At 53.7% G+C, this 24,374-nt stretch carries 19 protein-coding genes; 11 read left to right on the plus strand and 8 right to left on the minus strand.

Annotated elements, in window-relative coordinates; all coding sequences use genetic code 11:
- Positions 1–103: 103 nt before the first annotated feature.
- Entirely contained in the window at positions 104–1,132 is a 1,029-nt protein-coding gene (gene idnD, locus RAC90_RS13030) for an L-idonate 5-dehydrogenase (RefSeq protein ID WP_375124433.1), read from the minus strand.
- A 42-nt stretch (positions 1,133–1,174) separates the two neighbouring features.
- Positions 1,175–1,942: an SDR family oxidoreductase gene (locus tag RAC90_RS13035; RefSeq protein WP_205951225.1), complete on the minus strand. Its 768-nt coding sequence runs from the start codon at positions 1,940–1,942 to the stop codon at positions 1,175–1,177.
- 325 nt (positions 1,943–2,267) lie between these two features.
- Here RAC90_RS13035 and RAC90_RS13040 point away from each other — a divergent pair, with 325 nt between their 5' ends.
- Positions 2,268–3,521 carry an enolase C-terminal domain-like protein gene (locus RAC90_RS13040; RefSeq protein ID WP_375124415.1) on the plus strand — a complete coding sequence of 418 codons (1,254 nt, stop codon included), beginning with the start codon at positions 2,268–2,270 and terminating at the stop codon, positions 3,519–3,521.
- A gap of 135 nt (positions 3,522–3,656) precedes the next feature.
- On the opposite strand, the gene RAC90_RS13045 is transcribed toward RAC90_RS13040, so the two are convergent.
- Together RAC90_RS13045 and RAC90_RS13050 are read right to left on the minus strand one after the other, a co-directional pair.
- Positions 3,657–4,994, minus strand: coding sequence for an AAA-associated domain-containing protein (locus RAC90_RS13045; protein ID WP_033740160.1), 1,338 nt, complete (start codon positions 4,992–4,994; stop codon positions 3,657–3,659).
- A 10-nt stretch (positions 4,995–5,004) separates the two neighbouring features.
- Complete coding sequence (locus tag RAC90_RS13050; RefSeq protein ID WP_054688189.1) at positions 5,005–6,741, minus strand: ABC transporter permease subunit; 1,737 nt, start codon at positions 6,739–6,741, stop codon at positions 5,005–5,007.
- Positions 6,742–7,242: 501 nt separating this feature from the next.
- On the opposite strand from RAC90_RS13050, the gene RAC90_RS13055 reads away from it, so the two are divergent.
- The 6 genes from RAC90_RS13055 to RAC90_RS13080 all read left to right on the plus strand — a co-directional run bounded on the left by RAC90_RS13055 (position 7,243) and on the right by RAC90_RS13080 (position 14,922).
- Positions 7,243–8,217, plus strand: coding sequence for a hypothetical protein (locus RAC90_RS13055; protein ID WP_283787971.1), 975 nt, complete (start codon positions 7,243–7,245; stop codon positions 8,215–8,217).
- 15 nt (positions 8,218–8,232) lie between these two features.
- Positions 8,233–8,829: a hypothetical protein gene (locus tag RAC90_RS13060; RefSeq protein WP_375124416.1), complete on the plus strand. Its 597-nt coding sequence runs from the start codon at positions 8,233–8,235 to the stop codon at positions 8,827–8,829.
- Positions 8,830–9,308: 479 nt separating this feature from the next.
- Positions 9,309–10,145 carry a 5-dehydro-4-deoxy-D-glucuronate isomerase gene (kduI, locus tag RAC90_RS13065; protein ID WP_375124417.1) on the plus strand — a complete coding sequence of 279 codons (837 nt, stop codon included), beginning with the start codon at positions 9,309–9,311 and terminating at the stop codon, positions 10,143–10,145.
- A 54-nt stretch (positions 10,146–10,199) separates the two neighbouring features.
- Positions 10,200–10,961, plus strand: a complete 762-nt coding sequence (gene kduD / locus RAC90_RS13070; protein WP_054688192.1) for a 2-dehydro-3-deoxy-D-gluconate 5-dehydrogenase KduD — start codon at positions 10,200–10,202, stop codon at positions 10,959–10,961.
- 343 nt (positions 10,962–11,304) lie between these two features.
- Positions 11,305–12,384, plus strand: a complete 1,080-nt coding sequence (locus RAC90_RS13075; protein ID WP_283787977.1) for a glycoside hydrolase family 105 protein — start codon at positions 11,305–11,307, stop codon at positions 12,382–12,384.
- Between the two features lie 30 nt (positions 12,385–12,414).
- Positions 12,415–14,922: a hypothetical protein gene (locus RAC90_RS13080; RefSeq protein WP_375124418.1), complete on the plus strand. Its 2,508-nt coding sequence runs from the start codon at positions 12,415–12,417 to the stop codon at positions 14,920–14,922.
- Between the two features lie 163 nt (positions 14,923–15,085).
- On the opposite strand, the gene RAC90_RS13085 is transcribed toward RAC90_RS13080, so the two are convergent.
- Both RAC90_RS13085 and eat read right to left on the minus strand, forming a co-directional pair.
- Positions 15,086–16,426 carry an aspartate aminotransferase family protein gene (locus RAC90_RS13085; RefSeq protein WP_375124419.1) on the minus strand — a complete coding sequence of 447 codons (1,341 nt, stop codon included), beginning with the start codon at positions 16,424–16,426 and terminating at the stop codon, positions 15,086–15,088.
- Positions 16,427–16,489: 63 nt separating this feature from the next.
- The gene (gene eat / locus RAC90_RS13090; RefSeq protein WP_033740149.1) at positions 16,490–17,854 is read right to left on the minus strand and encodes an ethanolamine permease; all 1,365 of its coding nucleotides are present in this window, start codon (positions 17,852–17,854) and stop codon (positions 16,490–16,492) included.
- Between the two features lie 244 nt (positions 17,855–18,098).
- Between eat and RAC90_RS13095 the strand changes: the two genes are divergently transcribed.
- Together RAC90_RS13095 and RAC90_RS13100 are read left to right on the plus strand one after the other, a co-directional pair.
- Complete coding sequence (locus RAC90_RS13095) at positions 18,099–19,103, plus strand: phosphotransferase enzyme family protein (protein ID WP_058708680.1); 1,005 nt, start codon at positions 18,099–18,101, stop codon at positions 19,101–19,103.
- A 138-nt stretch (positions 19,104–19,241) separates the two neighbouring features.
- A complete protein-coding gene (locus tag RAC90_RS13100; protein WP_283787982.1) occupies positions 19,242–20,309 on the plus strand; it encodes an AraC family transcriptional regulator in 1,068 nt (355 codons plus the stop codon).
- An 83-nt stretch (positions 20,310–20,392) separates the two neighbouring features.
- Here the strand turns inward: RAC90_RS13100 and RAC90_RS13105 are convergent, their stop codons facing one another.
- Together RAC90_RS13105 and RAC90_RS13110 are read right to left on the minus strand one after the other, a co-directional pair.
- Positions 20,393–21,067, minus strand: coding sequence for an EAL domain-containing protein (locus RAC90_RS13105; protein ID WP_375124420.1), 675 nt, complete (start codon positions 21,065–21,067; stop codon positions 20,393–20,395).
- Positions 21,068–21,689: 622 nt separating this feature from the next.
- On the minus strand, positions 21,690–22,832 hold the full coding sequence (locus RAC90_RS13110; protein WP_054688471.1) for an alpha/beta hydrolase-fold protein: 1,143 nt from the start codon (positions 22,830–22,832) through the stop codon (positions 21,690–21,692).
- Positions 22,833–23,108: 276 nt separating this feature from the next.
- Between RAC90_RS13110 and RAC90_RS13115 the strand changes: the two genes are divergently transcribed.
- Both RAC90_RS13115 and RAC90_RS13120 read left to right on the plus strand, forming a co-directional pair.
- Positions 23,109–23,537: a GNAT family N-acetyltransferase gene (locus tag RAC90_RS13115; RefSeq protein WP_039338820.1), complete on the plus strand. Its 429-nt coding sequence runs from the start codon at positions 23,109–23,111 to the stop codon at positions 23,535–23,537.
- Between the two features lie 188 nt (positions 23,538–23,725).
- Positions 23,726–23,938, plus strand: coding sequence for a hypothetical protein (locus RAC90_RS13120; protein WP_033740144.1), 213 nt, complete (start codon positions 23,726–23,728; stop codon positions 23,936–23,938).
- Positions 23,939–24,374 lie beyond the last annotated feature (436 nt).

Raw genomic sequence — 24,374 nt, forward strand, 5'->3', positions numbered from 1 at the left:
AATAGACAGGCGAGCGCAGTCCACGCGAGACGTGAGAGCATTTCACTCGCCCTGATCATTAAGGTTATTTGCACGCTGAATAACAGCGCTGTTGTGAATGAACTTAAAAGACGACTAACACTTTTGAATGCTGCGTTTTATCACTGGCGGCCTGCAAAGCCACTTCAATATCCTGATGCGCATACTGACCGGACAGAATCGGTCGCGGATCGATAATGCCTTTTTCCAGCCATTTCACTGCAACCGCAAATTCATCAATAAAACGAAAAGAACCTTTCCAGCTAATTTCTTTTACCAGCATCTGCGCGACAGGAAAATGAAGCGGGCTTTTTCCCATGCCAATTTGAACCACCGTGCCACCTGGCCGCGTCGCCAGGATACTGGTGCTGATGGCTGCCTCTGCCCCGCTGGCCTCCAGTGTGACGTCAAAGTAGCCCCGGTGTTCACAATAGCGGGCCATGGCCGCCGTATCGGCCGCGCCCACGGCGACATCGGCACCCATTTCACACGCAATACGACGACACCGCTCGCTGAGATCACAGGCCACAATTTCCGCTGCGCCCGATGCTTTTGCTGCGGCAATGGCTAACGCGCCTATGGGGCCTGCGCCCATTACCAGCACCTTTTTGCCCACGATACTGCCTGCCACATTAAGCGCATGAATGACGACCGCGGTGGGTTCGGCAACCGCCATCACGCTGGCCGGAACCTGCTCGTCGTAGGGCACACACTGCTGCGCGGACACCACGACATACTGTGCAAACCCGCCTTCCACATGCGGCGTGAACTGCGCACTGCCCATGAAGCGCATGGTTGGGCAGGCATTTTGTTTCCCGGCCTGACAATATTCACATCGCCCGCAGGGCTGCGACGGGTTAACCGCCACTTTCTGTCCAGGTTTGAGGGCAGAAGATTCCGGCGCATGATAAATCCGCCCCACAAATTCGTGTCCGATAATAAAAGGATGCTGAATGACGGATAACCCGGCCCGCCCTTCGTGATAATAATGAATATCGGATCCGCAAATGCCGCCGCACTCCACTTTTATCACGACGTCATCCTCTGCGTAATGCAACTCGCGCTCTTCTACCACAATGTCTTTTTTACCCTTTGCCACACAGGCCTGGGTCATTAAGCTATGCACGATGGGTTCCCCTTTGCAGGTCAGTAAGGCTCACAACACGGCCAGCCAGCCGCCATCAACGTAAATCATCTGCCCGTTGATATAATCTGACGCGCGCGAAGCGAGGAAAACAGCGGTACCGGCCACTTCTTCTGGCCGGCCCCAACGTTGAGAGGGATTGCTGCTTTTCACCCAGCTATCAAACCGGGCGTCGTCCACCAGCGCACGGTTCATGTCGGTTAAGATATAACCCGGCCCAATCGCGTTGGTCTGGATATTAAACTGCGCCCATTCGGCCGCCATTGAGCAGGTCAACATCTTGATTCCGCCCTTGGCCGCCGTATAAGGCGCAACCGTCGGGCGCGCGGCCTGACTGGTTAACGAACCGACATTGATGATTTTCCCGCCCTGGTGACGGGCGATCATGCGCTTTGCCGCCGCGCGTGAAACCAGGAAGGCGCTGGTCAGGTTGGTATCAATGACTTTTTGCCACTGTTCAAGCGCCAGTTCCAGCATCGGTTTACGGTACTGAATGCCGGCATTATTGATAAGGATATCCACCGCAATCGCCTGCTCATCCAGCGCGGCAAATGCCTGTTCAATTTCGCCTTCATCTGTCACATCGAATACCCGCCCCGTGGCGTGATAACCTTTCGCCACGAGTTGTTCAACCGCCTCATCCAGCCCCGCTTTACGCGTGCCGTTCAAAATCACCTGTGCCCCGGCCGCCGCCAGGGCTTCAGCATAGGCATAACCCAGCCCACGCGATGAACCGGTGATTAATGCCGTTTTCCCGGTCAGATCGAACAGTGCAGTCATATTCCACCCTTAAATATGTATGACAACTATCTTATTAAGGTGAATTTACGCGCAGATTAAATCAATACGTAATGATGCGTTATGAGGCGTCTATCACAAAGCCCTCACCCTGAAATTGATTAGGATGCTGTATTTTAAGAAAATAAATCTTAACTACGTGCATAAAGTTCAGTCATTAGATCCCCATCACAGAATCGAAAGCTAATAAGGGCAACGACCCGGCTTTGTGATAAAACAGTCATGTTGTATGACAACATACCTGTTAGCCATGAGCAGCAACGAGCACGACGGTGGCGGTAAATGGCCTGATAAAAGAGGAGCGATTGTGAGTAATCTGTCCATCACGAATGTTAAAACCATTCTGACTGCGCCCGGCGGAATCGATCTGGTCGTGGTTAAAATCGAAACCAACGAGCCGGGTCTGTATGGCCTGGGCTGCGCCACCTTTACCCAACGCATCTATGCGGTACAAAGCGCCATTGATGATTACCTGGCGCCTTTTCTGACGGGCAAGGATCCGGCAAGAATCGAAGATATCTGGCAGTCTGCCGCCGTCAGTGGCTACTGGCGCAATGGTCCGGTCATAAATAACGCCCTGTCCGGTGTCGATATGGCGCTGTGGGACATTAAAGGCAAACTGGCCGGATTGCCGGTTTATGAGCTGCTGGGCGGCAAGTGTCGCGATGGCATTGCGCTCTATGTGCACACCGATGGCGCAGACGAAGTCGAAGTGGAAGACAGTGCCCGCGCCAAAATGGAGGAAGGTTATCAGTATATCCGCTGCCAGATGGGCATGTATGGCGGTGCCGGAACCGACGATCTCAGGCTCATCGCGAACCGCATGGTCAAAGCGAAAAATATCCAGCCTAAGCGTTCACCGCGCAGCAAAACAGCGGGCATGTACTTTGATCCGGAAGCCTATGCGAAAAGCATTCCACGCCTGTTTGATCATCTGCGCAACAAGCTGGGTTTTGGCGTAGAGCTTCTGCACGATGCGCATGAGCGCATTACGCCGATTAACGCTATTCATATGGCTAAAGCCCTGGAGCCGTACCAGCTGTTTTTCCTGGAAGATCCGGTTGCGCCAGAGAACACGGAGTGGCTGAAGATGCTGCGCCAGCAGTCCTCTACGCCGATCTCAATGGGCGAGCTGTTCGTGAATGTGAACGAATGGAAGCCGCTGATCGACAATAAGCTGATTGACTATATTCGCTGCCATATCAGTTCCATTGGCGGAATTACGCCGGCGAAGAAAATTGCTGTTTACAGTGAATTAAACGGTGTCCGCACGGCCTGGCACAGCCCCGGCGATATTTCACCGGTCGGCGTGTGTGCGAATATGCATCTGGACCTGAGCTCACCAAATTTTGGCGTTCAGGAATACACGCCGATGAACGATGCTCTGCGTGAAGTGTTTCCCGGCTGCCCGGACGTCGAGCAAGGCTATGCGTACCTTAATGACAGGCCGGGATTGGGTATCGACATTAATGAAACGCTGGCGGCGAAATTCCCCTGCGAAGGCGGTAACCCCACCTGGACGATGGCCCGTACGCCCGATGGCACGGTCTGGCGTCCCTGAATCCGTTAACGGGAAGCAAAGGCGCAACAGGGTGCCTTTGCTTTATTCTTCCCGGTCCTGTAAACGAAACGAGCTCGCGTTCTGACCAGGGACCGGGTCAGTGACCCCGAGTCGCTACCGGTTCATCCACCCCAATCAGAATTCGACGTCTTCCAGGCTAAAGTACTCGGTCTGGTCGTTATAAGAGAAGATCTCCGCATAACGGCCCCAGTTAATCACACTATCCAGCGTCTCTTTAGCCGCACTGTCGGAAAGCGAATCTTCCAGTTCCTGTTCAAAACGCACGCGCGGTGCACGATGTCCCGGACGCTCATCCAGCACCGTTTTGATCAGGGCGGCCAGCGGCACGTAACGCAGCAGATGATCGGCAAACATCACCTTGCGCTGCTGCGTGTCTGACTCGGCAAACACCCGGGCGGGCGGCGTCAGGAAGATGTCCCCTTCCCGCACGTCCGCAAAGCCCAGCGACTGAAGCACTTCGGCTATCGGGAACAGTTCATCGACTTCCAGATGCAGCGAACGGGCCACCTCTGGCATGTCGGCGCGGCCGTGGTACGGTGCTGCTGCCAGGGTTTCGATCAACCCGGCCATCAGGTTGGTTGACACATGCGGCAGCCGCGTTCCCAGTCTGAGGCTCTTTTTCACATTATCGCTGGTAGGCCGCGCGGTCATTTGGGTATAAACATCATCGACCAGCCGACGAAAAGCCGGATCCAACCGGTTACGCGGATGGCCAAAGGGCACTTTGATTTCTGCCACTACGCGCCCGGGGTTAGAGGACAGCACCAGAATGCGGTCACACATAAAGACGGCTTCTTCGATATTGTGGGTGACGATAAGCACCGATTTCATCGGCATCTGCCCCTCATTCCACAGATCGAGTAAATCGGTACGCAGCGTTTCGGCGGTTAACACATCCAGCGCGGAAAACGGCTCATCCATTAACAACAAGGTGGGATCGACGACCAGAGCGCGTGCAAAGCCCACACGCTGACGCATGCCGCCCGATAATTCACGCGGATAGGCGTTTTCGAAACCGTCCAGGCCGATGAGGTCAATGGCCGCCAGCGCACGCTTTCTGCGTTCCGCTTTTTCCACGCCCAGCGCTTCAAGCCCGGCTTCTACGTTCTGTAGCACCGTTAACCAGGGAAACAGCGCAAAGGTCTGGAACACCATCGCCACGCCTTTGGCGGGGCCGTTCAGCGGTGCGCCCAGGTAGTCAACGGAACCCGAGCCGGGCGTAATCAGACCAGAAATAATGCGCAGCAGTGTCGATTTTCCCGAACCAGAGCGGCCCAGCAGCCCCACTATCTCGCCTTCCTGCAGAGTCAGATTGACGTCATCCAGAATCAGCACTTCACCGTGCGCTTTATCGTAACCGTGCTTAATGTCTTTTACCGTCAGGACCGCCTGGCGACCGTCCGTTTTTTTGGTCGACACGTCTGCATGGTGTGTGGGTTGATTGTTTAACATCTCGGGTCCCTTAATTAGCACGGAATTTTGATTCAGCGTAGACGTACAGCGGCCGCCACAGCAGACGGTTGAACAAGGTGACAAACAACGACATCACGGCGATACCAAGAATAATCCTCGGGAAGTCCCCAGCGGCCGTGGTTTGCGCGATATACGCCCCCAGGCCGTGGGCGGTGACCTGCGTATTTCCCCATTGTACAAATTCGGACACGATGCTGGCGTTCCAGGCTCCGCCGGAAGCGGTAATGGCACCGGTAATGTAGTAGGGGAAAATGCCGGGCAGCATCACCTGACGCCACCACTGCCAGCCGCGAATATGAAAGTTTGCGGCAGCCTCTTTGTAATCATTGGGAAAGGCGGTGGTGCCCGCCACGACGTTAAACAGGATGTACCACTGCGTACCAAGCACAATAAGCGGAGACAGCCAGATATCCGGATTCAGCCTGAAGTGCACAATCATAATGACGAACACCGGAAACATCAGGTTGGCCGGGAACGCCGCCAGGAACTGGGCAACCGGCTGAATTTTTCCGGCCAGTGCAGGACGCAGGCCAATCATCACGCCCAGCGGCACCCAAATCAGCGATGAAATCAGAATCAACACGGTGACGCGCAGAAGCGTAATCAGCCCCAGGCCGAAGACGTGTTTCACGTCCGCCAGCGTGACACCGATTTGCACATAGGTAATAACCCGCCAGACCACATACAGGGTCAGTAAAATGACGAAGGCGCCCCAGATAAAGTCACCCAGACGCGAGCGGGATTCCGTGCTGCTTTCGGCCCGGACCGACCTGGAGGCAGGCCAGCGCCACGAGATACGCGCCAGCGCGGACAGCAGCAGGCGCAGCGGCGTAAAGATCTGGTGAATCAGGCGCGTACGGCGCATCAGATCACGCACCCATGAGGTCGGCGCACTCCCCGAACGTGTGTTTTCCATGCGGAACTTATCCGCCCAGGCCACCAGCGGCCTGAACAACAGCTGATCATAAGCCAGAATCACGATCACCATGGTAAGCAGCACCCAGCCCACCGCATGGATATCTTTATGCAGAATCGCCTGTGCCAGATAGCCGCCCACGCCGGGTAAGGTAAAGGTGTTGTTACCCACCGTGATCGCCTCTGAGGCGACAATAAAGAACCAGCCCCCCGACATCGACATCATCATATTCCACACCAGTCCCGGCACGGCGAAAGGCGCATCCAGCTTCCAGAAACGTTGCCAGCCGGTCAGATGAAAGCCACGTGAGACTTCCACCAAATCGGCCGGTACGGTACGTAGCGACTGGTAAAAGCTAAAGGTCATGTTCCAGGCCTGACTGGTAAACAGGGCAAATATCGCCGCCAGTTCTACGCCCAGCACCTGCCCGGGAAACAGGGCAATAAAAAAGGTCACGGTAAAAGAGATATAACCCAGCACCGGCACGGACTGCAGGATATCCAGAATGGGCACTAACACCTTTTCTGCCCGGCGACTTTTGGCCGCCAGCGTGCCGTAGATCAGGCTGAACACCAGTGAAGCCAGCATCGCCACCAACATCCGCAGCGTGGTGCGCATGGCATATTCCGGCAGATTAGTCGGATCAAGGGAGATGGCCTGGGTTTTCAGGCTGTCAATCGGCATCAGCGTTTGATGAAAGCCCACCGCCACCATTGCAATCAGGCAAATAATCAGGGGAAATGCCACGGCATCCCAGACGTTTGGCAGCAACCGTCTGTTAGCCGCCAGCATGGTGAATCGGAAGTTCATGAGCCCTCTCTTCTTTTCATCACGGAGCGACTGAAGTATTTCAGGTGAGGGATTATCAGTCAGGATTATTAAACGTATGCTCACCTGATAGCGGGGTTTTTATTAATTTTTTATGAAAGCCCAGTCCCGGTTTTTGCTGGCACGCGCAATGCTGCCCTTTTCTTAATACAAACAGACTGAATGATGTGGCAAAGGCCCCAACAATTTACGCCCACGCCTTACGTGACAAAGGCATCCTCGGCGCGTAAAACCCACGACATAATCACAGTTTGCTCTGTTTTTTGATGCCAGTGGTTGCTGAGACTGAGGGTTTAAAATATAAACCTGTTTAATGTTTTTTGTACAGGCGCACGCTACAGGTTCTGGCAGCAAGCCATCTCTGTCTTGATAATCCATTTACTTAACGAATCGATTATTAAGACTGTTCTTAATCTCTCACCTTTCGCTGCGCTTTACTCTTTAACAGCACTAACCTGCCTTTCATTATCAAGGAGTGATCGAATGGCCTTACCACAACCGTATTCAAATTCTCTTCCGGATTACGGCGTGGGCCGACGGATGGGGCTGGTGTCAGCTGATGACATTGATTTTAACGCACTGGCGAATCGTCTGGATTGCATGCGGGACTTTAGCCAGGTCGGCATCATCTATTCTGACGGCCCACAGCAATGGCTGGTCCGGCCTTCGCGTCGCTACGCTTCTCAAACTAATAGTAACGTCAGCCATGTAGTAATTACAAAAACGTCTGCTTCGACTCTCGCGAGTGCGCCGCATACAGCGACAAAAGCCTTAACCGATACGTTAAGTAAACCCTCATTAGTTAATGAAATAACCTCTACAGCCATGTCATGTGGTGCCGCAGTTGCCACTGTTTTTTTAACTTTAGGGGCCACAGCAGCAATACCTGTCACAGCCGGAGCATCGGGCATTGTTGCAGGAATCATTACCGCTGGAGGTATCGCCACTGGTATGCAATGTTTTATCGGTGCATCAAGGCTTTTTTTAATGGAAAGTGGACATGAAGATACAGTGACCTGGTTCGATTCTCTAGGCTGGTACAACGCTACAATTACCGCACTTGATATCATCTCTCTTGCCGGTGCAGGAGCGGGTTTAAAAAGTTTTGTTGAAACGTATAAGGTCATGAAGGCAACGACGTCTTCTGGAAACCTGATTAACTGGCTTAAAACACTAAGTAGAGCTGAACGCAGACGTATTACTGAGGAAATAATACGGCAACAAAATCCTGGCATCTCAAACAGCGGTATTAAAGCGGCTATAAAAGCAGGGATTTATCCTAAACGATATCCTTCTGATGCCTTGCAAAAATCACTTCAGCGGGAGTTGGCCACAGCGTTTGTTAACAGCTCTGCGTTTATGGGGAGTGCGCTTACAGGTACAATAAGGAACCCTCACACTATCCCGCAGTCCGGGAAGTATTTGATTGGGGTCGTTCAGTCTTTTTCAGTAAATTAATTAGTTAATTAAATCATGCTAATGCAACTTAAAAGAACGCTTGAACTTAGTAAAATGGTTAATGAAAAAATGTCTACGGATGACGCCGATGAACTCGAACAGCTCAAAGATAACATGAAGGATTTGATGGTCTCGCCTATAGGATGGCATACTATGGGCATCCCATTGCTGATCAGTTTTGTTCTCTCTCTTCTGGCTTTTACTGTCCCTCAAACCTCTATATGGGAAACTGTTTTTTCTCTTATGGCATGGCCTGATAAAGCGTTGTTAGGAGGCGTCATTGTTACTGGTTTTATCTATTGCTTAGTCATGTTCCCCTCATTAACATTAATCGCTCGTGGAAACCATACCGCCCTAAAAACATACATTAACCTCATATATTTCACATTAGCGGTAGTGGCAATCTATTTCTTAAAAACGCTAATTTCCGCGCTATTCGGCGGTTCTGTTACAACCTTTACTTTAATTTCATCCTGTATCGGCATGGTATTTGTTCTTGTTGCGTTATCGTGCCTTAACAGTCATCTTTTTTTCAAAAGTAATGCGTTTTATTTGCACAACCGCGTCTGGCGAAAGCAACTCAAGCTCAGAAATAAAACGCATTCAAAATAGTCTTTTAAAACCTCAATAAAAACCCGTGGTAACCATGGGTTTTATCATCTTACAGAATTTCCCACAGCGATTATCCAGACGGTTCTGACAAAACTGTCACATCCACATCGTTTGAATGACGTTTCCTTGTAGAAGATAAAGAAAGTTATTTATTTTATTTAATTGAGCCACTAAATCCTTTCGCACACGCTTTTAACGATAATGCCCATTTTACATCAGACAGAAATTCTCAAGCCTGTTTTATACAACTCATCGCAACAGGCCCGTTTTTTTGTAACAGAACTCGTAATTAATGTTGCTCATACAAGCCCGGACACGCATAAAAATCAGACATACCTCACCCTTTAAAATAAAAAATCAAAACAACGTTTCATTTTTAATTGAAAGTCATTGGTGTGCCGAATAGGATGCGTGCAACTGGAATCAATAAGCCATTTATTACGTGTTGCATTTACTATTCTATTTAACGGGAGATAAACGTGGATATCAGACAAAGCATTCACAGCGCGCACGCCAACACGCTGGATACACAAGGCCTTCGCGATGAGTTCTTAATCGAGACAATCTTTGTCCCGGACGATTACACCCTGACTTACAGTCATATCGATCGCATTATTGTCGGCGGGATTATGCCTGTCACACGGACTGTCGCGATTAACAATGAGGTGGCGAAGCAACTGGGCGTCAGTGACTTCCTGGAACGCCGTGAACTGGGCATGATTAATATTGGCGGTCCCGGTAAAGTTACCGTGGATGGCGACGACTATGAGATTGGTCATCGCGAGGCGCTGTATATCGGCAAAGGCAGCAAAACGGTCGTGTACGCCAGTCTGGATCCACACCAGCCTGCAAAGTTTTATTTTAACTGCGCGCCAGCCCATAAAACCTTACCCATTCGTAAAGTCACGGCAGCGGATGCGGCCTCGGTCACGCTGGGCGATCCGCTGTCCAGCAATCGCCGAACTATCCACAAGTACCTTGTCCCCGAGGTAGTGGAAACCTGCCAGCTCAGCATGGGGCTGACCCAGCTCGAACCCGGCAATCTCTGGAACACCATGCCCTGTCATACCCACGCGCGCCGCATGGAAGTCTACCTTTACTTTGCTATAGCTGATGACGCCTGCGTGTTCCATATGATGGGCGAACCCCAGGAAACGCGTCATATCGTGATCCATAACGAACAGGCGGTGATCTCACCCAGCTGGTCTGTTCACTCAGGTGTGGGGACGCGTGCTTACAGCTTTATCTGGGGCACCGTTGGTGAAAATCAGGTGTTTGATGACATGGACCACGTCGCAGTCAACGATTTGCGCTAACCCATGGCGGCATGATGCAGTAAGCACAAGGCGATACGCCTGAAAGGAATCATTATGATACTGAACGCATTTTCTCTACACGGTAACGTCGCGGTGGTCACGGGTTGCAACACCGGCCTGGGCCAGGGCATGGCGATGGGGCTGGCGGAGGCAGGCTGCGACATCGTAGGCATTAACCAGGTTGAGCCCGATGAAACCCAGGCGCGTGTTACCGCACTGGGGCGACGTTTCCTGAGCCTGAAAGCCGACCTGCGCAAGATTGACGCGATCCCTGCCTTGCTGGACAGCGCGGTTGCCCACTTTGGTCGTATCGATATCCTGGTCAACAACGCCGGACTGATTCGCCGTGAGGATGCCATCAACTTCAGTGAACAAGACTGGGATGATGTGATGGACCTGAATATTAAGAGTCTGTTCTTTATGTCTCAGGCCGTGGCCCGACACTTTATCGCACAGGGCAGCGGCGGCAAAATCATCAATATTGCCTCGATGCTGTCGTTTCAGGGTGGGATCCGTGTTCCGTCCTATACGGCATCAAAGAGCGGCGTCATGGGTATCACGCGGTTACTGGCAAACGAGTGGGCCAAATACCGGATTAACGTGAATGCTATCGCACCAGGCTATATGGCTACCGATAACACGCAGCAACTCCGGGCCGATGCACAGCGTAATGCTGACATTCTGAATCGCATTCCGGCCGGGCGCTGGGGACAGCCGGACGATGTAATGGGGCCAGTGGTGTTTCTCGCCTCGCCAGCATCCGACTATATCAATGGTTATACCCTGGCCGTGGATGGCGGCTGGCTGGCACGTTAACCAGCATACGCTCATCGCCATCTGTGTGGCGGTGTTATTGCGCATTACTGATACTCAGCGCGGAAATTATATTCGGGCCCTTGTTATGCGTATTTTAATGTCACGGATTAAACAACACAGTTTATATCGGTGTTAAATCGTCGCGCGTAAAAACGGGTAAGGTTCGCACCACGTAATAATGGCATCAATAAAAGAGGACGCTGTTTTTTACCTGAAACGTTTACGCCTTTTGGGCGGACAGCATTAAACACGGCCATTTGAAGCTGACGATTATCGCGTAAACCGCGAGGGCCAGGCATGAAAAAAAATCACCATGGAATAATGATAAAACACAGGAATAACAATGACTATGCAATCTATTGAGCATCAACTCAATCTGTTACTGACGGGTTTTACACAGCTAAAAGACGAAGGACGATTTAACGAACCCAATATTGATGGCACCGCGGGAGATTATATTTCCTTCGCCAACTGGGAATGGCCGCAGGGGGTGGGATTATTTGGCCTCGTCCGGTTATGGGAACTCACGCAACGCAAAGATATTTACCAGCTTATTGAGACCTGGTTCCAGAATAATATTCAGAAAGGCCTGCCGCCCTTAAATATTAACACCACGGCACCGATGCTGCCGCTGTCGCTGTTGTGGGCTCACAATCGTGATCCACAATATCAAGCGGTGCTGGATCACTGGGCCAACAGGGTAATGACCGCGCTGCCGCGTACGCCGGAGGACGGGTTTCAGCATGTCGTGTCCGACGGCATTAATCCCATGGAAATCTGGGATGATACGCTGTTTATGGTGGTGCTGTTTCTTGGCCACTACGGCATGGCCGCCGGGCGACAGGAACTGGTGGAGGAAGCCGTGCGTCAGTTTTTACTGCATGCCCGCTATCTTAACGATCCGCAAACCGGTTTATGGTTTCACGGCTGGAGCTTCGCCGAGAAGAATAATTTTGCTCACGCCCGCTGGGCGCGCGGCAATGCCTGGATCACCGTTGGCATTATTGATTTTCTGGAACTGACCGCGCTTCGCGGTGGCGTACGTGACTATCTGCTGGCGTGCCTGAAAACGCAGGTAAATACCCTCATCGACCTGCAATCCCCGCAGGGCGCGTGGCACACCCTACTCGATCATCCCGACAGCTACGAAGAAATCTCGGCCACGGCCGGGTTTGGCTATGGGCTGTTAAAAGGCGCGCGTCTGGGCTATGGCGATGACCGTTGGTTACAGGCAGGGTTGCGCGCGCTGGAAGCCGTGCAGCGAAATATTGATGACGAGGGCACCGTGCACAATGTGTCTTATGGCACCCGCATGGGAAGAACCCTGCAATTTTATAAAGACATTCCGCTTCAGCCGACCGGCTACGGTCAGGCGCTGGCCATCTTATGCCTGACCGAAGGGTTAAGGCACACCCAAAAATAATAATAACGCTGACACCAGGAGAATCGAATTATGACGCAGACAACCTATTGTCACTTTCCGCTGCAACAACGGGATGCTGTGCGCTACTGGCAGCTCTCGGCAGTGGCTTCACAACCCTATGACGTGGACGATGTTCCCATGTCGGGCGAGATGGATCCTTTTTTCTTTCTGAGCAAACATAAAAACTTTATTCCGCATACCTATCCCTGCCGTACTGAATTTCAAAAACAGTTCGCTGGCAAAAAACCCTGTCCGTTTGGCGACCGGACGCTGACAAACTGGTGGTTTCCTTTTGGGTCCGATCGGGTCGATTTGTCGGGGTTTTGGTTTCGCGCCACCCGCATTGGCGCACAGGCCGAAACCGCTCTGGTCGCAGCCGCGCCCGGCAGCTGTCGTTTTCGCCTGACCACCTGTGGCGCAGCACTGGTCACCCTGAACGGCGAGGAGGTTGCCTGGCTGGCCGATTATCAGCGCAACCTGGAAAGCCAGGTTGAATTTACGCTTAACCTTCAGGCCGGGTTAAATACGCTTCGCATCTGGTTTGACGATCTGGCCGAACGCGATGTCCGCTTCTTTTTCCAGCTGGATTACGTCGAGGGGGATCCGCTTCAGGTTGCGCTGGCGGTGCCGGCGGAGGCAGAACAGGTGCGGCATATGGAGTCGATGCTGGAAGGAATGGCATTTGAACAACCGACTTATACGCAGGGGCCGGTGCGCCTGTGTTTCCCGTCCCCTGCGCCAGACACTTTCGATCTGAACGTTTTGGTTTCCGGCGATTTTATTTCGCTGGATCAGCCGGTGCGGCTTCGTACCGTTCTGGAGAAAGGCGAAGGGGCCGTCACGCTCGCCGAGAGCGACACATTGCCCGCCGATTTTCGCCGTTTTGCTGTCAGCCTGAAAAAAGGCGCTTTCCACATCACCCGCACGCTGGGCGTCGAAATCTGCCACGCTGAACGCCAGGCGCAGGTGCCTGACACTTTGGCAGCCAGGGCAGAAGAAGCCCTGAGGCACGTTGCGCTGCACGGCGAGTACAGCAGTGTAAAAGCGCTGGCACGCTTAGCCTGCGGGATGGATGACGCGGAAACCCAGTCGATGCTGGAAGGCGTTCTGCCTTCCGTTGAAGCCTGTCACGACTGCGCCGACTTTACCCTGGTGCCGCTGCTCTGGTGCCGGATCCAGTGGGCCGATCGCCTGGCCAGCGCCACACGGGAAAAAATCGATCGGGCCATTTTAGGCTTCCGCTACTGGATGGATGAACCGGGTAATGACGTGCAGTGGTACTTCTCAGAAAATCATGCCCTGCTGTTTCATACCGCCGCATACCTGGCAGGCAGCGCCTTTCCTGACGCGACGTTTATCCGATCTGGGCGAACGGGCCGTGAGCAGGCCGCAGCCGGTCTGGCGCGCGTGCGGGCTTGGCTCGATCATTTCGAGCAGTGCGAGATGGCCGAGTGGAATTCGGCACCGTACTTCCCGATAGACCTGAAAGGTCTGAGCGCCCTTGCCGCCCTGGCAGAAGATGCGGACATCGTGACGCGCAGCCAGCGGGCCATATTGCGCCTGCTGGAGCAGCTCGCCCGTTCATCACATCAGGGCATGCTGACCGCCTCGCAGGGACGTTCCTATGAGCACACGCTGTGCGCAGGCCGCTCGCTGGAGCTGTCGGCGATCTCTCGCCTGCTGTGGGGAAAAGGTTACTACGGCTGCCGCTTCCATGCCCTGCCGCAGCTGGCCCTGCTGTTGCAGCAGAAAAAATTACCCCTTCCGCCCGGCCAGGCAAAGGTCGCCTGCTGGCAGGATGACACCGCGCAGGAATGGTATTTTGCCCAGGGGAAAAACCGCATTGCCCGCCTTTATCACTATAAAACCCGCCACGTGGCTATGGGTTCGCTTGCCGGTTACCGCTGGGGCGAGTGGGGTTATCAGGAAACCCCGATTCATTTAAGGATTGGCGACGTGCCTGAGGCGCAAATCTGGATCAATCATCCGGGCGAAAAGCTGCACGGCGGTTTTGGTCGCCCTTCGTACTGGGGAGGATGTGGCACATTGCCGCGCGTTCAGCAATATCGTGGCCTGGCCATCGTGATGTTCAACGTTCATGACGATCAGCCCGATTTTACCCATGCCTGGCTGCCGCAGCGCTATTTCGATGAGATGCGCGTCTGTGAGCAACGCATTTTGCTCCGCAGCGGTAACGGCATGGTGCAAATCTCGGGCAACCAGCCTTTCCGGCTGACAACCCGCGGTCCCGCGCAGCACTGTGAAGCCCGCTTAGCGGGAAAAGAGACCTGCTGGCTGATTCGTCTGAATGACGATCCGCAACTCAGTACGTTGGAAGAATTTGACTCGCGCTTCGCTCAGCTCAGTGTCGAACAGCGTGAGGACGGCACGATTTGCGTGAACGATCCCCTTTACGGCGACGTGTTCTTCCAGCCGAATGGTTGTGTCTTTGGCCAGGGCCGGTTGCTGGATCCTGACAGCTGGACCCTTGCGGGGGAAAGCCATGAACTGGAGTTGCCTTCGGGCGCCCACGCTTAAGCTGAGAATGCGCAGGCCCGGCGGCGGCCAGGCCTGCGCGACCACGTAAAGGACAGGAAGCTCAGCGCCAGAGGATTTTTCTCTGGCGCTGCAAACGGATGGGCCTGTATGCCGCTGACAGGTTGCGTTCCGTCTGCGTGGCCCCTGTTTTTTGGGATGGCGTTCAGCTCTGTAATTTCCTCAGGCAGCGATCCATGGCACTGACCACCCAGTCAATATCGTGCGTCTGGAAACAGAGCGGTGGGCGGATTTTCAGCACGTTACCGTATGGTCCGGCAACGGAGGTCAGCACAAAGGCCTCACGTAACGCCTCCACCAGATCGAGTGCCAGACGTTTGTCAGGCGCTTTGCTTTCTCTGTCCTTCACCAGCTCAAAGCCGATAAACAGTCCTGCCCCACGGACTTCACCGATGCACGGATACGTTGCCTGCAGGGATTGCAGCGTCGCCAGCAGTGCAGCGCCGGTTTTCAGGCTGTGCGCCTGAAGTTCTTCCTGTTCAATGACATCCATCACCGCGTGCGCCGCCGCCATGGAGACCGGGTTACCACCAAAGGTATTAAAGTAAGGTAGCGCATCGCTAAACGCCGCCATGACCGGCGCTTTCGCCATCAGCCCCGAGACCGGAATGCCGTTCCCCATCGGTTTGCCGGTAGTTACGACATCCGGAACCACGCCGTGTCGGGCAAAGCCCCAGAACGCCTCGCCGGTGCGGGCAAAGCCAGGCTGCACTTCATCGGCAATAAAAATGCCGCCATTCTGATGCACCACATCAATCGCCGGTTTTAAAAAGCCGGGCTGACCGGGTAAAACGCCGTCTGACGAGAAAATCGAGTCGGCCAGGAACCCCGCAAATTTAATGCCGTGCGCAGCCATATCATCGATTTGCTTCTGAATTTCCTGCGCAAACCAGGCACCCTGATCCGCCGTCTGAATGCGATAAAAGTCCGGCGGGGCCACCAGCCGTGTATGCGGTGATAACGGCTGACCGCTGCCCAGCGCGGGCGAAACGCCGGAGGTAAGCGCACTGGTGCCGTGATAGGCTTCTTTGGACACGATGATGCCCGTACCACCGCTCCAGCACTGGGCAATGCGGATCGCCAGATCGTTTGCCTCGGATCCGGTACACATATACATGGCCCGATCGATCTCGGCCGGCATCGTGGCCAGAATGCGATCGCTGTACGCAAGGATCGATTCATGCAGATAGCGCGTATGGGTGTTTAACTGCATCATCTGTTTATGTACGGCATCCACGACCGCCGGATGACAGTGACCAATACTGGCAACGTTGTTATACATATCCAGATACTGATTGCCCGCCTTATCCCACAGATACTGGCCCTTTCCGCGCACCAGATGCACCGGATTGCGGTAAAACAGCCGATAGGACTCGCCCAGTACCTGACTGCGCTTATCGGTCAGTTGTCGAATGTCCGGTGCCAGCGTTTCCGCGTTTTCAGCACGAAAGCTGTTGGTATCCATTATGGTTGAACGTACCGTCATCGTGACTCCTTGGTCTTTGTGCTGCCCGGCGGCATGTTACGCACCGCCAGGCGGGTATAAACGTTAATCGGTTTCTGCGGCAACAGAGCGCTGCGCGACAGCACCGCGGCGGGAGTGCGTGGTCAGGAAGTAGAGATAGCCCGCCACCATAAAGCCCACGAACAGCGCGCCGATCTGCGGGTTAAACCACAGCATCGCGATCAGGCAGATCACCGAGCCACACAGGGCGATGGCGGGGATCACCGGATAACCCGGTGCACGGTAGCTACGTGCCAGTGTCGGATCCGTGCGACGCAGTTTAAACAGGCTCAGCATACTCATGATGTACATGACGATCGCCCCAAACACCGACATGGTGATCATCGCGGCGGTCAGACTCATTCCCTGAAAGCTGATGCCGTCAGAGAAAATGGCAACAATGCCGACCACACCGCCCGCCAGGATCGCCCGGTGCGGTGTATTAAAGCGCGACAGTTTTGCCAGTGAAGGCGGTAGATAACCTTCCCGCGCCAGCGCAAAGAACTGACGCGAATAGCCCATGATAATGCCGTGGAAACTGGCAATCAGGCCGAACAGGCCAATCCACACCAGCATGTGCATCCAGCGTGAATCGTTACCGACCAGCATTTTCATGGCCTGCGGCAGCGGATCGTTAATGCCTGACAGCGTACGCCAGTCACCAGCCCCTCCGGCAAACACCATGACACCCATCGCCAGCACCACCAGCGTTAAAATACCGCTGATGTAGGCGCGGGGAATGGTCCGGCGTGGGTCTTTTGCCTCTTCGGCCGCCATGGCAACGCCTTCAATGGCAAGGAAAAACCAGATGGCAAAAGGAATGGCGGCAAACATCCCGGATACCGAGGCCAGAGAGAACGTATCCTGCCCTGCCCAGCCATGGGCGACAAAATTCGTCAGGCTGAAGCCCGGCGCGACCACGCCCATAAACACCAGCAGTTCAATCACCGCCAGCAGCGTCACCAGCAGCTCAAAAGTTGCCGCAATGCTGACGCCGATGATGTTCAGTCCCATAAAGATCAGGTAGGCACAGACCGCAATGAGCTTAGGATTCACTTCCGGAAACTGCACATTGAGGTAGGCGCCTATCGCCATAGCAATGGCCGGGGGCGCAAACACAAACTCGATTAAGGTGGCAATGCCCGCAATCAGCCCGCCGGTATCACCGAAAGCACGGCGACTGTAGGCAAACGGTCCTCCGGCCTGCGGAATGGCGGTCGTCAGTTCGGTAAAACTGAAGATAAAACAGGTGTACATGGCGGCGACAAAAAACGTCGTGACCAGAAAACCCAGCGTACCCGCGGCTCCCCAGCCATAGCTCCAGCCGAAATATTCTCCCGATATAACCAGTCCCACAGCGATGCCCCAGAGTTGCAGGGTACCAAGGGTGGGTTTCAGTTTCTCTTTCATCACTGCGTTCCCCGTCTGTGTAAAGTGAAAAGGCGATGCCTAAAAAGCTGACGGGTAGATGATGGACACAGCCGCAACAGAAAAACTTGACCGCAGAAAACAGAAACACGTCGGCTGGGGTCAAGTTGACCCGGGTCGGGTTGTGACGCCTCTGCCGAAGTCAATTTTTGCCTGCTCTCAGGTCAAGCGCGCCAGGCCGGTTCAGCGCCATGCTGCCTCCACACGCAGAGAAAGGGAGACAGACATGAGCATTAAGCAATATGACACCTTAACGAACGACAGCATTCTTCAGCTTGCCCACCAGGCGTTGCAGGCGTATCCGGCCTGTTTGCATGCAGAGGTCAAACTTCTATGCCGTTCCGAGAACGCCACCCTGTCTGTCAGCACGCCGCAGGGCCGGTACGCGTTACGTATTCACCGCGGCGATTACCACGCTAAGCAGGATATTGAAAGCGAGCTGCACTGGCTGGATGCGCTTCAGGCCGCAGACATCTGCGTGCCGGTGGCGGTGCGCGACGGGCACGATAACCGCATTCAGACGCTGCCGCTGCCGGACGGCAGTGAACGCTATGCTGTGCTGTTTCACTGGATCGAGGGCGAGATGCTCACCGATGCGGTCGATCCGGCCGCCTTTCGCCAGTTAGGCCGCATCACCGCGCAGCTCCACCACCACAGTCGTCGCTGGCAAAAGCCACAAACCTTTCGCCGTATCGTCTGGGATCATCACACGATGGTTTCCCCCACAGGTCACTGGGGTGACTGGCGCGATGTGGCCGGTTTAGCGCCATCACAACATGGCGTGATCGAAGAAACGCTGTCGCATGTCGGCCGTGAGATGGCAGCGTTTGGCCAGTCACCCGACCGCTATGGTCTGATTCACGCCGACCTGCGCCTGACCAATCTGCTGGTACACAAAGGCGAAACGCGGGTCATTGATTTTGATGACTGCGGAATGGGCTGGTATCTGCACGATCTTGCCGCCGCGATCAGCTTTGTTGAACACCATCCCAGCGCCCCACAGTGGGTGGAAAACTGGCTAAACGGCTACGAACAGGTGGCACACGTCAGCGATGAGGAGCTGGCGATGATCCCGTCCATGCTGATTCAGCGCCGTATACAGCTGACCGCCTGGGTCGCTTCCCATCGCGAAACAGAAATGGCGCGCAGCCTGGGCGACGGTTGGGCGAACGACACGGTACGCCTGTGCCACCGCTATCTCGAAGGGGCCCGATTGCCGATTGGCGTCTAGCGCACTCTGGCGGTGCCTGAATGACAGATCGCGGTGCAATCTTCACGGGGGCGATGCTAAGTGCCTGTTAACTGGTGCCTGACGGCTGGTATGTTTCTTGCAGAAGCTAACGATGTTCAGTTGCAGGCGGAAAACACCATGACCAGCAGATTTCCAGAGGCCGCCATAACGGCCATGTCCAGCGCGGGTAGCAGTCACCGTGGCGTCCTGTCGGCCGCCGCGACGGGACTGGGTGATTTTATTAACGCCCAGGGTGGCGATGTGGATCGTATTTTCGGCATCAGCGGGATCGATCCGGATACGCTCGCCTGCCCGACGCTGAGCCTGGACCTGGTCAATTACTGCCGGGTGCTGGAAGAAGCGGCCAGCCAGGCGGGCGTGGACAACTTCGGTTTACAGTATGGTCATCAGTTCCGGCCACAGTCTCTGGGTCTGATTGGCTATATTGGCCTGTGCTCGGCCACGCTGGAACAGGCGCTGCAAAACGTGGTCAATGCCTTTCCCTACCATCAACACAACACCTGTATTCGTCTGACGGAGCGCAGCGACTGCTGGCAGCTGGATTATCAGGTACGTCACGGCGCGATTCTGCAACGCCGTCAGGATGCAGAACTGACGTTAGGCATGTTTCTTAACCTGATTCGCCACGCGGCAGGACGCCACTGGGCACCGCGTGAAGTGCATTTCGAGCATCCGCGCCCTGAGCACTGGCACGAACACTGTAAAGTCTTTGATGCGCCGGTCTATTTCGATCAGCCCTTTAACTCGATGATCATCGCCAAAACGGATCTGGGCCGCAAAATGCCGGATCACGATCCCATGCTGCTGCTGGTGATGCAGGATGCGATCCGTCGGCTCAGCCCGCCCGTCATCATTCAGGATACCGTTAATCAAACCCGCACCGACATTCACCTTCAGCTACTCAATGGCGAACCCTCACTGGACATTATCGCCGAAAAACAGGGACTGTCTGCCTGGTCGTTACAGCGGCGACTGCGCGATGAGCAAACCAGTTTTTCCGCCTTGGTCGACAGCGTCCGTAAAGAGATGGCGACGCATTACCTGAAACAACACCATCTGTCGGTCTCTGAAATGGCCTTGCTGTTGGGCTATTCTGAAGTCAGCGCCTTCTCACGCGCCTTTCGCCGCTGGTTCGGTTGTAGCCCACGCGACTGCCGTAAATCGCAGGGCTCGGTTTTTCTTTGACAACATCAGACTGTCCGGCCAATGCATTATCCGGGCCTTTCTTATTGAAGAAAGAAAACCCGGTATGAATTATCGCTGAGCGGTTACGCGAGCGTATCGAATAAAAACGCCTTAAACAGATAGCCCTGAAATGCCGCAGCGTGCGGTCTGGCGAATTCGAAGTGTTGCGCCGTTTCGATGCCTTCTACAATAATAAATTCACAATAGTGTTTAATTTCCGCCAGCGTGGTTTGCCAGACGGGGCTGTTTCGATGCCGCCAGAAAAAATGCTTATCTATTTTCACGGCTTCATACATTCCACGCTGTAAACAGGGAAAGTGGGAAGCCGCACTGCCAAAATCATCCAGCCATAACGTGTATTTATTATGTAATTCCCGGAGTAAGGGATTATTTAATCCCTGCGCAAGATCGGGAAAGTGTTCCGCGACTTCAATGCGAAGAAAAGAGTGCGCTGTGGCGAGCTCAACAATATCCCGTTCTTCCAGCAGCGCAAAAGCCATTTCCAGATCGACATTTACAGAACACAGCAACTGGTTTTCTTCAAAAAAATGACGCTTCTTATCGATTAAAGAAAGTTGTTCTCGTAACAGCTTTATTTTCTGTTGTTTATTTAATTTCGCAATATGAAAACAGGGGGTTCCCGGTGCGGCGAATCGCGTCAGAACTTCTACAGCAATTAATGTCGACGCGTTGTTAACGACAGGTTCAGCAATGAACCACCAGGCACGGTTGTTATTATCGAGATTGTGGATTTCCATTCCCATGCTCTGATTCAACGCGATGAAGTAGCCTGATTATTGATCGCTACAGACTATCAATCAAATGTTATTTATCGGGTTAAGCTATGATTTAACCTATCAAAATTAAAAGATTGATCGTTAATCCCTTGTTATTTAATAAGGTTTCAGGAATTAAAATCTTTATTTTATGCTGGCCCGGATTGCGAAGCCTTTTACAACGCCTGCTGCATAAGGTATTGACCCCATTTCCTGCGCGCAGCTCAACGCGCCTGTATCCTTCGCGTGCTAAGAATTAAGCATTGCAGACCAGTGAAAAATGGAGACAGTGAGAAAAAATAAAAAGGATAATATTGCCGCATCCGGTTAACGGGTAACTTAAATACATCAATACCGGTCATTTTGAAAAATGGCTGACGCAGGTTTTTCCCATACGGCGTTTGCAGCATTTACTATCGACATGGGCAGTGATTTTTTACTTACCTGACACGGCAAGCTGAAGAAATAAATAAAAACGCTTTTTAGAGGACGTGCAGGCTATTTTAGCGACGTTGTTTAGCGTCGCCGGGGAAGAATGCTGTGAATAACGGTGATTCCGTAAATGCTGCCCTGAATCACCGTCACAGGAAGGGATCGGGCCTGACTATGGCTGCTGCGGTTTAAATACCTGCTGCACAAATTCGATATACGCAGGTCGCCAGACATCCATCTCATGCCCCAACCCCGGATATTGAGTGTAATGGAAGTTTACGCCCTGCTTTTCCAGCTCGGCTTTGAGTCCGGCAATGTCTTTGCCGGTCACGATATCTTTATCGCCCACCGCCAGCGTAACGTTTTTCAGCTGCTTATTCACCGCCTGCGCCTGACTCAGCTGGCGTGTCACAGCCTCATTCGGCACCGTACTGGTGGTCACGCCGCTAAAGCTGGCCAGCCAGCCAAAGTCGTTCAGGTGCGTCATGCCTGACACCAGCGCCTGATAGCCGCCCTGAGACAGTCCGGCAATCGCCCGGTCTGCCGGTTTGCGACTGACGGTAAAGCGCTTTTCCACCAGCGGGATAATGTCCTGCATCAGTTCCTTATCGGCGGCGGCGGCATTGAGGGGATAAAAGTCTTTGCGACGGTCGGCTGGGGGAAAGTTTTCAGGAATGGCCTGCACGATGTCCGTTTCGGTATCGGGCACCACAACCAGCATCGGCGTGATTTTGCCTTCGGCCAGCAGGTTGTCCATGATCTGCGGCAGGCGGAGCTGCGAGATGGCGGACAGCCCGGTATCGCCAAAACCGTGATAGAAGTAGAGCACCGGTAACGGTTTACCGTCTGCCTTATAGCCCGGCGGTGCCCAGACAAAGACCTGACGTTCGGATTTCAGTGCGGTGGAATGATACGTCAGCGTCAGCACATCGCCGTGCGCCACGTTACGCTCATCCAGAATGCTGCCCGGCACCAGAATCATACTGGTGTTCACCTGGCGCTGCGGTTTGGTAAAGCGGCTGCCGGTATCCGGCGTGCGAAAACCATCCACATCAAAATAGTACTCATATAAATCGGGCTTCAGCGGCTCGCTGGTCCACGACCAGATACCGGCACTGTCCTTTTTCATATCATGGGACTGCTGGCTCAGCGGCGTGGCCCCCGTGACCACAGCAACCTGCTTCGCGGCGGGTGCAAACAGGCGAAAGGTAATGGAGTGATCGGGATTCAGCGCGGTGATATAGCGGCTCACGGGGATGTGAGTATCCGGGGTTTGCGGTAACGGTGCGGCAAGCAGTGCGGGTCCATATCCCATCAGCAGGCTTCCGGCCACCAGGGATAAACAGGTTAATTTTTTCTTCATTTTGCGTCCCGATAATTGAATTGATCACGCGGTATTTATTACATTTTTTCTCCGGGAAGCGAGGTGATACCGTCGCAAAAAGCGCAGGCTGTGATGAACGTCAAAGAATGGCGTTAACCTGCGGTCAGCCTCACCGGCGCGCAATCGCCCCGGCGCGTTGAGATGCTGTTCAGGCGTAAACCGGTAAGGTCATGACATCAACGGTTCAATGATGATTTGCGAGGCACTATGCATATTACCTACGAAAAACTGGCCGATCGGCATCTGAAAGAGATGTATGAAATCCGCTTTTCGGTGACGGAAAACCGGCTGCATGCTCACCAGATCCGCTATCTGCAGCGTGATCAGGCGCTTGACGATATCCGCCAGGGCGGTGGCTGGATCGCCAACGTCGATGACGAGTACGTCGGTTACGGGCTGGGTATTTATGCGCCCGATCCGTTAATCGGTGGCCTGTTTATCAAGCCCGCGTTTCAGCGGCTCGGGATAGGTAGCCAACTGCTTGAAAACATCACCGACTGGTTCAGACAACAACAGGCCCGGTCGATGATGTTGACCACCGACACAGGTTCCCCTGCTGAACGTTTTTATGAAAAACACGGCTGGCGCGCGGCGGGCACTGACGAATATGGCCAACGGATTATGCGCAAGCCCTGAACCCGGTGTTGCCTGCGCAAACCTCAGTTATCGCAGGCACCCGTTGTGCCAGACCTTTGCCATCGGGTCTATCCACTTTTTTTTTTGCAACCGTCGTACAACAGCCCTGCACTTTTTTGCCCACTCATGCTTCATTACGGTTATTGTCGCAGCGTAAACACAGCACTCCCGATAAGGATTAAGAAACGATGCGTAAACTTCCCCTTTTTGTGGTCACGCTTGGCCTGTTAATGTCGGTTGCCTCTCAGGCACAGGCTGAAGGCTGCCTGAAAGGTGCGCTGGTCGGCGGCGTAGCCGGGCACCTTAAACACCATGCGGTTGCCGGTGCCGTGGCGGGCTGCGCGGCAGGACATTACCTGGCGAAGAAGCATAAAGACGAAGAGAGTAAACAGAGCCATTAGCGGTTCGATGGGGTTGCCATCTGGCCGCCCCACTATTTTTATCTTCTCAGTTACGATATCTGTTGAGAGTGCCTTTTTCGTCCCAGCCAGTACTCGCGTTAGCGGGCCGCATAGCTTTCTAACAACCCGTGAGGCATGCGGTCATATCTGACTGGCTTTTATCCCGACAAAGAGGCAAGCGCTGTGCGAAGGTGACGCCGATATCCGCTCACAGGAAAAACTGAAGTGAGATGTTGAGGTGCTGCAATAATGCTTACCGCTACATTTATCTCACGCTTGACAGACTGACATCGGGAATGGCGCGCATCAGAACGCTAACATTTTATCCGGTCTTTCACGCCAGGCACTTTTATCTGAGTTCAGCTCAGTAAAACTGCTCTGAGCATGTGAAAACCCAGGCTTTGCAGCACTAAACACTTTCATAACGCGTTTTATT

This window comes from Pantoea sp. CS_6 (genome assembly GCF_041954745.1).
Classification (GTDB): Bacteria; Pseudomonadota; Gammaproteobacteria; order Enterobacterales; family Enterobacteriaceae; genus Pantoea; species Pantoea stewartii.

Coding starts and splice junctions, on each gene's coding strand:
- eat (WP_033740149.1), bottom strand. CDS start 17,854: ATGAAAGAGAAACTGAAACCCACCCTTGGTACCCTGCAACTCTGGGGC.
- idnD (WP_375124433.1), bottom strand. CDS start 1,132: ATGACCCAGGCCTGTGTGGCAAAGGGTAAAAAAGACATTGTGGTAGAA.
- RAC90_RS13115 (WP_039338820.1), top strand. CDS start 23,109: ATGCATATTACCTACGAAAAACTGGCCGATCGGCATCTGAAAGAGATG.
- RAC90_RS13110 (WP_054688471.1), bottom strand. CDS start 22,832: ATGGGATATGGACCCGCACTGCTTGCCGCACCGTTACCGCAAACCCCG.
- RAC90_RS13045 (WP_033740160.1), bottom strand. CDS start 4,994: ATGTTAAACAATCAACCCACACACCATGCAGACGTGTCGACCAAAAAA.
- RAC90_RS13050 (WP_054688189.1), bottom strand. CDS start 6,741: ATGAACTTCCGATTCACCATGCTGGCGGCTAACAGACGGTTGCTGCCA.
- RAC90_RS13085 (WP_375124419.1), bottom strand. CDS start 16,426: ATGACGGTACGTTCAACCATAATGGATACCAACAGCTTTCGTGCTGAA.
- RAC90_RS13075 (WP_283787977.1), top strand. CDS start 11,305: ATGACTATGCAATCTATTGAGCATCAACTCAATCTGTTACTGACGGGT.
- RAC90_RS13035 (WP_205951225.1), bottom strand. CDS start 1,942: ATGACTGCACTGTTCGATCTGACCGGGAAAACGGCATTAATCACCGGT.
- RAC90_RS13055 (WP_283787971.1), top strand. CDS start 7,243: ATGGCCTTACCACAACCGTATTCAAATTCTCTTCCGGATTACGGCGTG.
- kduD (WP_054688192.1), top strand. CDS start 10,200: ATGATACTGAACGCATTTTCTCTACACGGTAACGTCGCGGTGGTCACG.
- RAC90_RS13095 (WP_058708680.1), top strand. CDS start 18,099: ATGAGCATTAAGCAATATGACACCTTAACGAACGACAGCATTCTTCAG.
- RAC90_RS13105 (WP_375124420.1), bottom strand. CDS start 21,067: ATGGAAATCCACAATCTCGATAATAACAACCGTGCCTGGTGGTTCATT.
- RAC90_RS13060 (WP_375124416.1), top strand. CDS start 8,233: ATGCTAATGCAACTTAAAAGAACGCTTGAACTTAGTAAAATGGTTAAT.
- RAC90_RS13080 (WP_375124418.1), top strand. CDS start 12,415: ATGACGCAGACAACCTATTGTCACTTTCCGCTGCAACAACGGGATGCT.
- RAC90_RS13120 (WP_033740144.1), top strand. CDS start 23,726: ATGCGTAAACTTCCCCTTTTTGTGGTCACGCTTGGCCTGTTAATGTCG.
- RAC90_RS13100 (WP_283787982.1), top strand. CDS start 19,242: ATGACCAGCAGATTTCCAGAGGCCGCCATAACGGCCATGTCCAGCGCG.